This window comes from Enterococcus sp. DIV1208 (genome assembly GCF_050530455.1).
Classification (GTDB): domain Bacteria; phylum Bacillota; class Bacilli; order Lactobacillales; family Enterococcaceae; genus Enterococcus_B; species Enterococcus_B hirae.
In genome coordinates this window covers 376750-388940 of sequence record NZ_CP172887.1, presented here as the reverse complement: position 1 = coordinate 388940, position 12191 = coordinate 376750, and the positions used below count along the sequence as shown (strand labels likewise).

Below are 12191 nucleotides of genomic sequence, written 5' to 3'. Positions count from 1 at the left end.
CCTTTCCAATTAGAGTAATGGTTCTGGTTTTGTCTCTTTTCCTAAAAAGTCAATTTCGTTCCAAACTTTTAATTCATAAGACAACAAATTGTTGGGTTCTCCTGTTTCTAAAATCGTCAAACTACTATTATATAAGCCACCCATTTCTCTTAGTTGACTCAGTTTTTTTCCTGTCAACCATTGGATCGCCGCAGTTAATGATGCCCCATGCCCAACAAACAAGATCGGTCCATCATGTAAAGCAACGGCATCAGCCACAACTGTTTCAATACGAGTAATGGCACATTCGATCGCTTCTCCTTTAAAAGGTGTCGGATCATAACGATCTAAGTGGTTACGTAGATTGGGAAGGTTTTCCGGATATCGTTCGTACATTTCATCAATTGATTGACCTTCTAATTCTCCTAAACCCAATTCTCTTAATTTATCAGTATAAATAATTTCGACTGGATGCGCTAATTCCTGATTGATCCCTTCGGCTGTGTCACGGGCACGCTTAGCGGTACTTGAATAGATTGCTTTAAATGGTACATACTTCACTTTTTTACCAAATGCTTTGATTTCCTCATAGCTTTCAGGTAAAAGTGGTGAGTCGCCTTGGCTTCCTTGAAAACGGCGTTCGAGATTCCATTGTGTTTTTCCATGTCGGGTAAAATATAATTCCATTTATATCGGACTCCTTATAGGCTCATTTAGACAAAGATGATGCTACTATTTTATAAAATTTGTTCCTTAAAAACAAAGAACTCCTTCAATAAAAAGTCCTTGTGATTATTCGTATTGAATCAGAGCACTTGGAAAATGGCCTCTTGATAAACGGTATTTTCCAAGTTGATTCTGTGCATTAAGTCTAAACCAAGTAAAACATGAAAAGCTGTTTTTCTTTGTTTCTCCTTAATGCTTGAATCAGAGCACTTGAAAAATGACCTCTAGTCTAGTTTATCATTTTCATAATGGTGCGTTAACTCTAAATTAGGAAATCCTTGTTGGCGCAATGCTTCATAGACGATCATTGCAGCCGTATTTGAGAGATTCAATGAACGGACATGTTCGTCATTCATTGGGATTCTTAAACATTTTTCTTCATTTTCACGCATAAATTCTTCAGGTAATCCTGTTGTTTCCTTGCCGAATAAAAAGAAATGGTCTTCTCCATCAGCAAAATTTTCGTCACTATATACTTTATGGGCAAACTTCGATACCAAATGAAGTTTACGTTCCCCTAAATAAGCCATAAAAGCATCTAAATTTTGATGATAGGTAATATTGACATCGTTCCAATAATCCAATCCTGCACGTTTTAGATGTTTATCATCTGTTGAAAATCCTAACGGTTCAATCAAGTGCAAGGGCGTGTTGGTTGCTGCACAAGTTCGGGCAATGTTTCCAGTATTTGCTGGAATCAATGGTTCAAATAAAACGATATGGTTCATTAAGATCCATCCTCTCATCTATATGTTAACTAACTAGTAGTGATTTTGGCATAAAAAAAAAACGTATCAACTCGGTGTCAGTCACTGCGAGTCGTTACGTTAGTGAAGCTCTTCTCACTAACTTTTATCAGAACAGGAACCTGATAAAAACCAATGAAAAAACAACTTGTCGTTACTATATCATCAACAAACTCTTTTTGCAACCTTTAGAAATGAATAATTTCATTGCAATCGTTTTCTCTTATTTCCTTTTAATAATTCTACGTCAATTGTAATCTTTTTCAAAGGATTCTGGTACACACGCTCTTTGACGTCTTGACTGACTTGCCATTCGAGCGGAGACATCGCTAACAAATCTTGCCGATTTTTTTCTGGGATATCAAATTCGTAAGTAACACGCCGACGTTCAGTCAATTCTAGGGACTCCGCAAACTTAGCCACCACTCGTTCATTTGAATACTGTTGTTTCTCAGGCTGGTCTGGATAAAACGCTTGGCGTAATTCTTTTAAATAATCTTGTTGCGGAACGATTTTCAAGACTTCCCCATCATCGGTTAGCACACGTTGAAATTCTTTATAGTGAGAAGGCGAAAAAATATTTAGAATCGTAGTAAATGTTTGGTCTTCAAAAGGAAGATTGGTTAAATCTGCTACACACCAAAACGCCTCGACCGGCTGAGCAGTAGCCGCATAAACACCTTCTTTAGAAAGATCAAAACCTACGGCCTTTTTCAACGGTTGCAGTCGTGCTAATTCATTTAAAAAGCTTCCTTCGCCACAGCCAACATCTAAGACCTCTGATCCCTGCGATACTTGTTGTGCTAACAAGTCGATCACAGGCTGATACATCCCTGCTTGGATCATTCTACGTCTGGGATCAAACATACTCTGATCATATTCCGTTTTTACCCCATGAGATAAAAAGTAAAGCGTGCCTTTTTTGGATAAGTCGAAGCGATGGTTCTGATGACAAACCAAACCGTTCTCAGTGACTGCTACTCCAGCATGGCAAAGTGGGCATCGGAACAACTGTTGATTTCCCTTTAAAAATTGGCGACCTTGATCAATTTTTTTTAACATTTTTTTTGCTCATTTCTTGTTTTAATCGTTGAATATTGCTTTATTCCCTTTTCATCTTACCGTTAGAAGAAAACTTTAGCAACTACAAAAAATATGGTACAATTTTAGAAGAAGAAGGCGAATGATAAAGGAGCAGGCAAATGATCAAAGAATTTTGTGCAGAAAATTATACTTCCATTCCTCTAGCAATTGCTAAGGGAGCGAACCGGATCGAATTATGCGATAACTTAGCTGCTGGCGGAACCACACCTAGCACCGGAGTGATCGAAGAAGTTTTAAGCTATGCCAATGAAAAAGAAGTACCTGTAATGACAATTATCCGACCACGAGGTGGCGATTTTGTCTACAATGATATTGAATTAAAGATCATGCATACTGATTTAATCGAAGCAAAGAAATTAGGTACAGATGGCGTAGTTATAGGCTGTTTGACTCCTTCAAATTGGATTGATGAAGAGGCAATGGAATTATTGATCGAAACCTCAGAAGGTCTACAAATCACGTTCCACATGGCTTTTGATTGTATCCCGCAAGAACGGCAATTTGAAGCAATTGATTGGCTGGTTGAACACGGTGTAGACCGTATTTTAACTCATGGTGGAGATGCGAACGCACCAATTGAAGCCAATTTTGACCATTTAAAAAAATTGATTGCTTATGCTGACGGACGTCTGATCATCTTACCTGGTGGCAAGATCGATTACAAAAATGCAGAACATGTTGCCAAAGAACTAGGCGTGAATGAAGTTCATGGAACAAAGATCGTTTCATTCGACTAAATTTTTTCTAGTAATAATAAAAACGTAAGAAGCAAGTTGATTACTTTGCTCCTTACGTTTTTTATTTTTATCACAGACTTGTTGCACCATCTCAAAAGGAATGGCTACATAAAATACCCCATAAACAATGAAGCGATGTTGAAATAGATCAAGACACTAGTCAAATCACTCAAGGTGGTAATAAAAGGACCACTAGCCACGGCAGGATCAAACCCTAAGCGATCCATCAACATCGGAATCAAGCTTCCTGCCAAGTTGGCTACAGTAATCGCAAATAACATGGCAATCCCAATTACAAAGCCTAAAATAAAGTTATGCTTCCAAATTCCTACAATCAAAAAGATCGTCAAGCCAGTGATTGCCCCTGTCACAAGTCCTGTGAGTACTTCAGCTAGAATCAAACGGACAAAACCAGCATCTTTGTCGTCAGAAACAGCCAAACGGCGAACTGCAACCGCCAATGATTGGGTGCCAGCATTCCCCGCAGTTCCGGTGATCAACGAAATGAAGACGGCTAAAATACTTGCTTCACTCACCAGTTCTTCGTAATGGCTGATCAACGAAGCCGTAGACATCCCTAAAAATAATAAGGTGATCAACCAAGGAAGACGTCTAGCAGCTGACTTCACGGGATTTTCATTGATTTCCTCAACATTGACCCCTGCCAAACCAGAGTAATCACTTGCAGCCTCATCATCAATAACATCAATAATATCATCAACTGTTACGATCCCCAGTAGATGGTCATCGTAATCTGTTACGGGTAATGCTAGAAAGTCATAATCACGAAAGGTTTGCGCGACATCTTCTTGGTCATCCCCCACATGGACGGATAACACACGTTCGCTCATCAAGTCAGAGATCATTGCATCATCATCATTAACGATCAAATCCCGCAATGAAATAACTCCAACCAATTGTTCTTCTTGATTGACGACATAGATATAGTAAATGGTTTCAGCTACATCTGCTTCGTTTTTTAAGACATACATCGCAGAACGAACCGTTTGATTCGCCACGATCGAAACAAATTCTGTCGTCATGATCGCGCCAGCTGTTTCATCTTCATAGTGTAACAACTCTTTGATTTCACTAGCATCGTCAGTAGTCATTAAACTTAAATATTTAGCGACTTGTTTTTTATCTAAGGTATTTAGCAAATCTACCGCATTATCGGTATACATCTCTGAAAGCATTTCTGCAGCATAACTCGGACGCATCTCAGCTAAATACTCTTTCATATATTCATTGTCTTCTTCAATCACATCAAACATATCTGCCAATTCTTTAGGAGATAAGTAGGAATAGATCAGTTGACGATCCTCTTCGTTCAGAGATTGATAGAATTGCCCCTGCTCGTAAATATGCATTTCCAGGAAACTATTTCTAAATTCCTGTAGGTTATTTTCTCTTAAATCCTGTAGTAACTGGGCAAATCGTTCCTCTAGTTCTTGATTTTCATCCAACTCTATCTCACCTCACCCTAACTTTCAAAATGCTGGAGAACAGTCGCCATATCTTTAGCCAAAGGCTGTTTAAATTCCAATCGTTCCTGTGTAAAAGGATGATCAAAACGCAGGTCGTAACAATGTAAAGCTTGTCTTGCTATTCCAAGATCCATACGCCCACCATACATTTCATCTCCTAATAGCGCACAGCCAATTTCTGAAAAATGAACTCTGATTTGATGGGTTCTCCCCGTATGCAGTTGGATATCTACCAAAGCAACCTCTGCGGTGTTTTTCGTTAACCAATATTCGGTTTGTGCGCTTCGCCCAGCTGTCGAAACCATCCGTTTCAGTAAAGAAGATTGGTCTCTCGCAATTGGAAGGTCAATCCAGCCGTGGGGTGCCAATTTAGTTATTTCGCCACTCACAAGTGCTTGGTATTTCTTCACAAATCGTTTTTCTCGAAGCTGTACATCTAACTTTGCATGAGCAAAGCCATGTTTGGCAAACAACATCAACCCAGAAGTATCCCGATCTAGTCTTGTCACCACATGAATGACTTGATTTTCGTAACCTTGTCGTTTGTAATAAGCTTTTACTCGATTAGCCATCGTATAGTTTGGATGATATTGTGCTGGAATCGAAGAGACGCCAGCTGGTTTATTCACAACTAAAAGATGTTCATCTTCGTAAACGATCTCGATCGGTGTTTCATCTAAAAGCACCGTTTCATGTTCGCCTTCTGCTGGAATGACAATCGTTACCTTATCATTGTACGATAGAGAAAACAAGACATTTTCAGTTTGACCATTTACTTTGATCTCGCCACCTTGAAATTTGATTTTCGCTAACAAACCTTTAGAAATTCCTTTTTCTTTTAAAAAATATTTTATCTGCTGCGGATGATTTTTTTCATACGTCCACACAAATTCCATGTTATCCCTCACCAATAAAGGAATCTTTTACACGATGCCAAAAATGCATATGGCGATAAGAAGCAAAATGAATTCGCTCTTTTGCAATGCGATAATAGATGGAACGAATATTCGATTCCTTAATATCCAATTGGTCGACTGTAACAAGATAATCCTCTGTATTTTCTAATTTGATTTCCAGCCATTCGCCTTGTGCGATGACCATAGGCGAACCGAGTGTACGAAAGACTCGATTATTTAATGAAGCAATTTCAGTTAACTGAAAGGCATTGATACTCGGATGAATAACTGCCCCGCCGATACTTTTATTATAAGCGGTTGAACCTGTTGGCGTAGACACAGCCAATCCGTCCCCTCTGAAACTTTCAAACAATTCATTTTTGATATATACATCGGCAACCATCGTCCGATTTGATCGTTTAATCGTGGATTCATTCAAAGCCAAGAAATGTTTTGCCGGCTTATCATCTAAATAACTGATCTTTATATCGAGCAAAGGATAACTTACACTTTGTTCTTGATTGGTCTGTAAGCTATTGACTAATTCTTCCAATTCATAGTCACGCCAATCCGTATAAAAACCTAAGTGCCCTGTATGGACCCCTAAAAAACGAACTTCATTTAATAGATGGCTATACTTGTGAAAAGCGGACAATAACGTCCCATCACCACCTACGGAAATCACTAAATCGGGGCGTTGTCCGTCGATTTGAATAGCCGATTGTGTCAAAAGAGCTTTCAATCGTTCGGTAACTTCAATTGTTTTCGCTTCTTGGTTATGAACGATCGCTACTTTCATCCGTGGCCTCCTCTTTTTTCTCTCGATTTAATACGGTACGATAGTAAACGTCATCTCGTTTTCCTCTACCATGGGAAAACAGACGTTGAGCTTCTTGGATTTCTTCCCGAATATTGGACATTTCTTCGTCCAATTGATAAGCCGCTTCTGCCGCACGTTGGAGTCTTTCACTCATTTCTTCAGGAAACACGCCTTGATATTTATAGTTCAATGAGTGTTCGATTGTCGCCCAAAAGTTCATAGCTAACGTCCGGATTTGAATTTCAGCTAAAATTTTCTTTTCGCCACTGATCAACTGAACAGGATACTCAATCACTAAATGATACGAACGATACCCACTGGCTTTTTTATTTGTAATATAATCTCTTTCTTGAATCACTTTCATATCTTTTCTTTTACGAATGATATCTACTACTTGGTGGATATCTTCTACAAACTGACACATGATTCGTAATCCAGCAATATCAGACATTTCTTCTTCTAAACGGCTCATCGGAATATGACGCAGCTGTGATTTTGTCACAATGCTATCGACTGGTTTGACTCGTCCAGTAACAAACTCAATCGGAACATGTCGGTTTTGTTCTCTGAATTGCTTACGGATCCCGCGTAACTTTACTTTTAATTCTGATACTGTTTGTTCATACGGTGCTAAAAACTCTTCCCAATCTCGTTCCATCGCTGATCCCTCTACTTCGTTAACATTCTTTTCTATTTTAACATATAAATGAAGTTTTTTTGTACCTCTCGGCTTTTTGTATTGACCAAAAAGGAAAAATTAGGCAGAATGAATGAAAGGGGCGATCATTATGTCTGAAATGTTAGAAATTGAATACAAGTCCATGCTGACGCAACAAGAATATAGTCAATTGATCCAGTATTATCAACTAAAACCAGAAGATTTTACGGTTCAAACGAATATCTATTTTGATACACCAGATGGACAGCTAGCACAAAAAAATTGTGGATTACGCATCCGATTACTTGAAGATCGGGCAGAATATACACTAAAAACACCTGCAAAAGAAGGAAAACTTGAAACCACTGATACTTTAAGCAAAGAGGAAGCACTCTCTTTCATTGAGCAACGTCAATTACCACGTCAGGGTGCTGTTTTTCAAAAATTGTTAGAATTGGCTGTTCCTTCGGATGAATTGGGCAAAATTGGAGACATTACTACCAAACGTGCGGAATTTCACATTGAGGAAGGTCTTTTAGCGATTGATGAAAGTTTTGGAGAACAATTACATGATTTTGAACTGGAGTTAGAAGTATCTGATGCTACTCTTGGTAAATCTGCCTTTTTAGCGTTTTTGGAAAGACATTCTTTCCCTTATCGACCAGCTAAAAATAAAATTCAACGGATGCTAGCAGCGAAAAATTAAAGTTCTATCATTTTCACAAGGCACTTGAGTTCATTTTTTATCATTTTTCTGTTAAGTTATACGTTGTGAATAAAAGAATTCACGAGTTGTATAGAATCTATTTTGGGGGAGATTCATATGATCGAAATCTATTTATTTGTTAATCCTTTGGGGAAACATTGTTTTACACTAGAACAACAGTTATTACAATTTATTGAAGAAGAGTACGGAAAAACATCCAAAGAAAAGATGCAATTTCGTTTTCTGCCTTTAGTTAATTTGCAGACAATTGGGGATGTCATGCAACGTAACGGAATTTCTCAAAACGACCTCGTTACGCGTAACCACTTATTTTCAACTACCTATTCTGCTGCGTTAGACTGTAAAGCGGCACAGTTCCAAGGTAAGAAAAAAGGACGTCAATTTTTGATCAAAATGCAAGAAGCTGTAGGTTGTAATAAAGTACCGTATTCTCCAGAACTTGCTGAATCACTTTTTGCAGAAGTCGGCGGCGATATCGAGATGTTCAAAGAAGATCGTCAATCCGAGTTTGTTAAAGAAGTTTTTTTCTCTGATCAAAAAATTGCTCGAGAAATGGGCATCACCAAACATCCTTCTGCTGTAGTGTATAACTACTCCTGTGAACAAGACTTCGGTGTCTTAATTGAAGGCACAAATACAGTCCGAAAAATAAAAGAACTTTGTAAGACTAAAAATGATTCTTATCAAATTTTTGATGGTGAACATTTACATACAAATGATTCTCGCTTACAACCAGGAAGTAGCCATTTATATTTACTCTCTAACTAATCACGTCAAGAACCATTCGTTTCACTAACTAACCGTTTTTCAAGTACTTAGATCGCTAAGTATTCGAAAAACGGTTAGTTAGTGCTTGTAGAAAAACATGGGAATCTTTACCAACATGGACTAATAGCATCGTCTGAGGTTGAGATAAAAGTGTGTAGCATCAAGAAATAAGAAAGAGTTTTTCGAAAAACGACAAAAAGCAATCGCATCCTTCAGAAAATAGCTGATGCCATTTTCGACCGATACGACTGCTTTTTTAATGTTTAGAACTAAACTTTTCAAATTAGTTTGCTAGTGCTTCAACGATTGCTTCGTTAAATGCTGGAATATCATCAGGATTTCGGCTAGTAATCAAGCCTCGATCAATTACCACTGGCTCATCCTTCACGACGGCACCAGCATATTCGATATCTGGACGTACCGTATCATAAGCTGTCATTGTCCGTCCTTCAGTTAAACCTGTTTGAATAAATAGTTGTGGACCGTGACAAATTGCAAATAACGGTTGATCATTTTTTAAAAAGTAAGAAACAAAATCAACGAATCGTTGATCTGCTCGTAATTGATCCGGTGAAAATCCCCCTGGTATCAATAGCGCATCGAAGTCTTCAGGAGAAACATCTGCAATACTTTGTTCGACTGTGAATTCTGCGCCTTTTTTTCCTTTGATTGTTTGATTTCCTTCAAACCCAATCAAAGTCACTGTATGTCCAGCCTTTTCTAGTGCTTCTTTCGGTGACGTTAGTTCCACATCTTCAACTAAATCTGTAACGATTGCTGCAACTTTTTTTGCCATTTGTTCTCTTCCTTTCTTATCGCTTAATTCAAGCCTAAAGGAATTTATTCAAGTGTGCAAATCATCTGTTTGGACTAAAGAGCGGTTTTTGTCTCCGTCCATCTTGTTGCTTTTAGTCATTCATCGATGTGATAAACCGGATAACAACCAACCAAATGCGTAGGATAGCCTTGCTCTTTTAGCACTTCCATCAGCTCATTCACCTTGTCGATCTTGTCATCGATAGCAACATCGATAACAAAAAAGTATTCGCCTAACCGCGTTTTTTGTGGGCGTGATTCGATTTTTGTTAAATTCACTTGATTATTAGCAAAGACCGAAAGAACTTGATAAAGCGCCCCAGGTTTATTTTCTGGCAAATCCACAAAGAATGTCGCTTTATGACTGTTTTTTTGTAATTTTGCATCAACAGGCGCGGCACTTAGAACCCAAAAACGGGTCTCATTAGTTGCAATGGACTGGATATCTGATTGCACGATGGTCAACCCAAATTCGTTTGCAGCTTCTTTGGAGCCGATCGCACCTAGACATTCTTCTGGATGGGTTGCTACTTGCCGGGCTCCTTGGGCAGTGGAACCTACTTGTTCAATCTCGACCTTTGGAAAATTTGCCCGTAGAAAAAGTTGTGATTGGGCTAATGCTTGCGGATGACTACAAATCTTTGTGATATTTCGCCAGTTGGCTTGTTGGGTCGGATGGACCATCAATTGTTGTCGGATCGGCAGAACGATTTCTCCTTGAATAGAAGGTAATGTCTCATACACATGATCAAGTGTTGGCAAAACAGAACCTTCAATCGTATTTTCGATCGGCACCATTGCATAAGTAATCTCTTTTTCTAATTGTGCCTCGATCAAATCAATCAAGGAATCATAAGAAAGAAAAGTACCTTGTTTGAAATAACGTGTGGCTGCACTATAAGTAAAGGAACCTTTAGGACCTAGATACCCAATTTTCATCATTATTTTCTACCCACTTTATGATTTCTGTGATAATTTCGTCTAGCGATTTCTTAGACGTATCTATCGTGATTTTTGCTAAACTTTTGTATATTTTTTCCCGTTCCCACATGATCTCACGTAGTTTTGTGTCACTATTCTTTAACGCTAACGGTCGAATATTTGTTTGATCTTGTCGTATCCGTTCGATCAAGATATCGGCTTCTCCTTTTAAATAAATGACTTGTTGCTGTTTTAATAGTTCCTGATTTTCTTTCTGTAAGACAACCCCGCCACCAGTAGCGATCACTGCCTTTTTTTGTAAAATTGTTTTTAAAAGAGCGGTTTCGTGGTCGCGAAACGCGGCTTCTCCGAAGGTAGCAAAGTATTGCTCAATGGAACAGCCTAATTGTTGAACTAAATAGTCATCCATATCGATGACTGGTTGATCCAATCGAGCCGCTAATTTTTTACTGATCGTCGTCTTACCAGCGCCCATAAAACCGATCAATACAAGTGACGTCATGATGGGTCCTCCTGAACCAATTTGGCTAGATCCGTAAAAAATTCAGGATATGAAATATTGACTGCTTCAGGATTGAGTAGTTCGACAGGTTCTGCGGTTAGTAAAGCGGCGATTTGTAACATCATCCCAATTCGATGGTCCCCATGGCTATCCACTGTCGCTCCATGTAAAGATGTTGGTCCGTGAATAATCAAACCATCTTCTGTCGGTTCAATGTTCGCACCCATTTTCGTTAATTCTTCCGCAGTTGCATCAATCCGATTCGTTTCTTTGACTTTTAATTCCTGAGCATCACGAATGATGGTTGTGCCTGTTGCTTGAGTAGCAGCTAATGCAATGATTGGTAACTCATCAATCAAGCGTGGGATGATTTCTCCCTGGATCTCACAAGCATGGAGTTGCGCAGAACGGACAATCAAATCTGCTGCTTGATTTTGCTCATCCAGCTGTCTTTCTTCAATATTAGCACCCATTTGCATCAACACATCGAGAATCCCTGTCCGTGTCGGATTGATTCCTACTTGTTTTAAGAGGACTTCACTGTTTGCTAAAATACTTGCTGCGACGAGATAAAACGCAGCCGAAGAAATATCCCCTGGGACAGTGACTTCTTGTCCGATCAACTGCTGTGGTCCAGTGACTATAATTTCTTTTCCTTCCACTTGGATCTTCCCACCGAATTGTTTGATCATCTCTTCGGTATGGTTCCTTGACTGTTCTTTCTCGATGATTTTAGTGGTCCCTTCGGCTTGTAAAGCTGCAAAAAGGATAGCAGACTTCACTTGCGCACTAGCAATGGGCATGTGATACTCGATCCCGTGCAATGTATTTCCAGTTACTTTTAGTGGAGGAAATTCAGCTTCGGCCGTTCCTTGTAAATCAGCACCCATCTCACGCAATGGCTTCATCACACGTTCCATCGGACGGCGATTCAAAGAAGCATCCCCTGCAATCTCAGAAGTAAATGGACAGCCTGCTAAAATTCCTAATACTAAGCGCATCGTTGTGCCAGAATTTCCTGCATCTAGCCTAGAAGATGGTGCTGTTAATCCTTCAAATCCTTTTCCTTCAATCATGATTTGTTCATTTTTTTCGGTAATACGTACCCCTAATTGCTTAAAAACTGCAATCGTACTTAAACAATCTTCAGCTTTTAAAAAATTGTTGACGATCGTAGTTCCTTTGCTGATCGCACCAAACATGATGCTGCGATGGGAAATCGATTTATCAGCAGGAATCACTAATTCTCCATTGATCCCATTTTTAGCTGTCAATAGTTTCAT

The 12191-nt window shown here is 39.0% G+C and carries 14 protein-coding genes; 3 read left to right on the top strand and 11 right to left on the bottom strand.

Features of this window, described 5'->3' with window-relative positions; genetic code table 11:
- Positions 1–9: 9 nt before the first annotated feature.
- The 3 genes from IGK91_RS01790 to IGK91_RS01780 form a co-directional block, all read right to left on the bottom strand.
- Positions 10–666 (bottom strand): histidine phosphatase family protein, encoded by a 657-nt coding sequence (locus IGK91_RS01790; RefSeq protein ID WP_081123489.1) that lies wholly within the window; start codon positions 664–666, stop codon positions 10–12.
- A 263-nt stretch (positions 667–929) separates the two neighbouring features.
- Complete coding sequence (trmL, locus tag IGK91_RS01785) at positions 930–1433, bottom strand: tRNA (uridine(34)/cytosine(34)/5-carboxymethylaminomethyluridine(34)-2'-O)-methyltransferase TrmL (RefSeq protein ID WP_010720164.1); 504 nt, start codon at positions 1431–1433, stop codon at positions 930–932.
- A gap of 222 nt (positions 1434–1655) precedes the next feature.
- The gene (locus IGK91_RS01780; RefSeq protein ID WP_010720165.1) at positions 1656–2513 is read right to left on the bottom strand and encodes a methyltransferase domain-containing protein; all 858 of its coding nucleotides are present in this window, start codon (positions 2511–2513) and stop codon (positions 1656–1658) included.
- Positions 2514–2653: 140 nt separating this feature from the next.
- On the opposite strand from IGK91_RS01780, the gene IGK91_RS01775 reads away from it, so the two are divergent.
- The gene (locus tag IGK91_RS01775) at positions 2654–3292 is read left to right on the top strand and encodes a copper homeostasis protein CutC (protein WP_010720166.1); all 639 of its coding nucleotides are present in this window, start codon (positions 2654–2656) and stop codon (positions 3290–3292) included.
- Positions 3293–3396: 104 nt separating this feature from the next.
- Here the strand turns inward: IGK91_RS01775 and mgtE are convergent, their stop codons facing one another.
- The 4 genes from mgtE to IGK91_RS01755 are packed head-to-tail and all read right to left on the bottom strand — an operon-like array spanning position 3397 to position 7153.
- A complete protein-coding gene (gene mgtE / locus IGK91_RS01770) occupies positions 3397–4758 on the bottom strand; it encodes a magnesium transporter (protein WP_010720167.1) in 1362 nt (453 codons plus the stop codon).
- Between the two features lie 17 nt (positions 4759–4775).
- On the bottom strand, positions 4776–5675 hold the full coding sequence (locus IGK91_RS01765) for an RluA family pseudouridine synthase (RefSeq protein WP_010720168.1): 900 nt from the start codon (positions 5673–5675) through the stop codon (positions 4776–4778).
- 1 nt (position 5676) lies between these two features.
- The gene (locus tag IGK91_RS01760) at positions 5677–6474 is read right to left on the bottom strand and encodes an NAD kinase (RefSeq protein WP_181934177.1); all 798 of its coding nucleotides are present in this window, start codon (positions 6472–6474) and stop codon (positions 5677–5679) included.
- The gene (locus IGK91_RS01755; RefSeq protein WP_034866094.1) at positions 6452–7153 is read right to left on the bottom strand and encodes a GTP pyrophosphokinase; all 702 of its coding nucleotides are present in this window, start codon (positions 7151–7153) and stop codon (positions 6452–6454) included. The genes IGK91_RS01760 and IGK91_RS01755 overlap by 23 nt, the downstream gene beginning before the upstream one ends.
- A 130-nt stretch (positions 7154–7283) precedes the next feature.
- Between IGK91_RS01755 and IGK91_RS01750 the strand changes: the two genes are divergently transcribed.
- Together IGK91_RS01750 and IGK91_RS01745 are read left to right on the top strand one after the other, a co-directional pair.
- Positions 7284–7859, top strand: a complete 576-nt coding sequence (locus IGK91_RS01750) for a CYTH domain-containing protein (protein WP_025480558.1) — start codon at positions 7284–7286, stop codon at positions 7857–7859.
- 117 nt (positions 7860–7976) lie between these two features.
- On the top strand, positions 7977–8648 hold the full coding sequence (locus IGK91_RS01745) for a ClpXP adapter SpxH family protein (RefSeq protein ID WP_034699468.1): 672 nt from the start codon (positions 7977–7979) through the stop codon (positions 8646–8648).
- 283 nt (positions 8649–8931) lie between these two features.
- On the opposite strand, the gene IGK91_RS01740 is transcribed toward IGK91_RS01745, so the two are convergent.
- From IGK91_RS01740 to aroA, 4 genes are all read right to left on the bottom strand, one after another.
- A complete protein-coding gene (locus IGK91_RS01740; RefSeq protein ID WP_010738518.1) occupies positions 8932–9444 on the bottom strand; it encodes a type 1 glutamine amidotransferase domain-containing protein in 513 nt (170 codons plus the stop codon).
- A gap of 116 nt (positions 9445–9560) precedes the next feature.
- Positions 9561–10406, bottom strand: coding sequence for a prephenate dehydratase (gene pheA, locus IGK91_RS01735; RefSeq protein ID WP_081123486.1), 846 nt, complete (start codon positions 10404–10406; stop codon positions 9561–9563).
- Positions 10378–10908, bottom strand: a complete 531-nt coding sequence (locus IGK91_RS01730; protein WP_181934176.1) for a shikimate kinase — start codon at positions 10906–10908, stop codon at positions 10378–10380. The genes pheA and IGK91_RS01730 overlap by 29 nt, the downstream gene beginning before the upstream one ends.
- Positions 10905–12191 carry a 3-phosphoshikimate 1-carboxyvinyltransferase gene (gene aroA, locus IGK91_RS01725; RefSeq protein ID WP_010738521.1) on the bottom strand — a complete coding sequence of 429 codons (1287 nt, stop codon included), beginning with the start codon at positions 12189–12191 and terminating at the stop codon, positions 10905–10907. Before aroA ends, IGK91_RS01730 begins: the two co-directional genes overlap by 4 nt.

Excerpts from the sequence above, each read along its gene's own strand:
- IGK91_RS01790 (WP_081123489.1), bottom strand. The coding sequence starts at position 666 with ATGGAATTATATTTTACCCGACATGGAAAAACACAATGGAATCTCGAA.
- trmL (WP_010720164.1), bottom strand. The coding sequence starts at position 1,433 with ATGAACCATATCGTTTTATTTGAACCATTGATTCCAGCAAATACTGGA.
- IGK91_RS01780 (WP_010720165.1), bottom strand. The coding sequence starts at position 2,513 with ATGTTAAAAAAAATTGATCAAGGTCGCCAATTTTTAAAGGGAAATCAA.
- IGK91_RS01775 (WP_010720166.1), top strand. The coding sequence starts at position 2,654 with ATGATCAAAGAATTTTGTGCAGAAAATTATACTTCCATTCCTCTAGCA.
- IGK91_RS01765 (WP_010720168.1), bottom strand. The coding sequence starts at position 5,675 with ATGGAATTTGTGTGGACGTATGAAAAAAATCATCCGCAGCAGATAAAA.
- IGK91_RS01760 (WP_181934177.1), bottom strand. The coding sequence starts at position 6,474 with ATGAAAGTAGCGATCGTTCATAACCAAGAAGCGAAAACAATTGAAGTT.
- IGK91_RS01755 (WP_034866094.1), bottom strand. The coding sequence starts at position 7,153 with ATGGAACGAGATTGGGAAGAGTTTTTAGCACCGTATGAACAAACAGTA.
- IGK91_RS01750 (WP_025480558.1), top strand. The coding sequence starts at position 7,284 with ATGTCTGAAATGTTAGAAATTGAATACAAGTCCATGCTGACGCAACAA.
- IGK91_RS01745 (WP_034699468.1), top strand. The coding sequence starts at position 7,977 with ATGATCGAAATCTATTTATTTGTTAATCCTTTGGGGAAACATTGTTTT.
- IGK91_RS01740 (WP_010738518.1), bottom strand. The coding sequence starts at position 9,444 with ATGGCAAAAAAAGTTGCAGCAATCGTTACAGATTTAGTTGAAGATGTG.
- pheA (WP_081123486.1), bottom strand. The coding sequence starts at position 10,406 with ATGATGAAAATTGGGTATCTAGGTCCTAAAGGTTCCTTTACTTATAGT.
- IGK91_RS01730 (WP_181934176.1), bottom strand. The coding sequence starts at position 10,908 with ATGACGTCACTTGTATTGATCGGTTTTATGGGCGCTGGTAAGACGACG.
- aroA (WP_010738521.1), bottom strand. The coding sequence starts at position 12,191 with ATGAAACTATTGACAGCTAAAAATGGGATCAATGGAGAATTAGTGATT.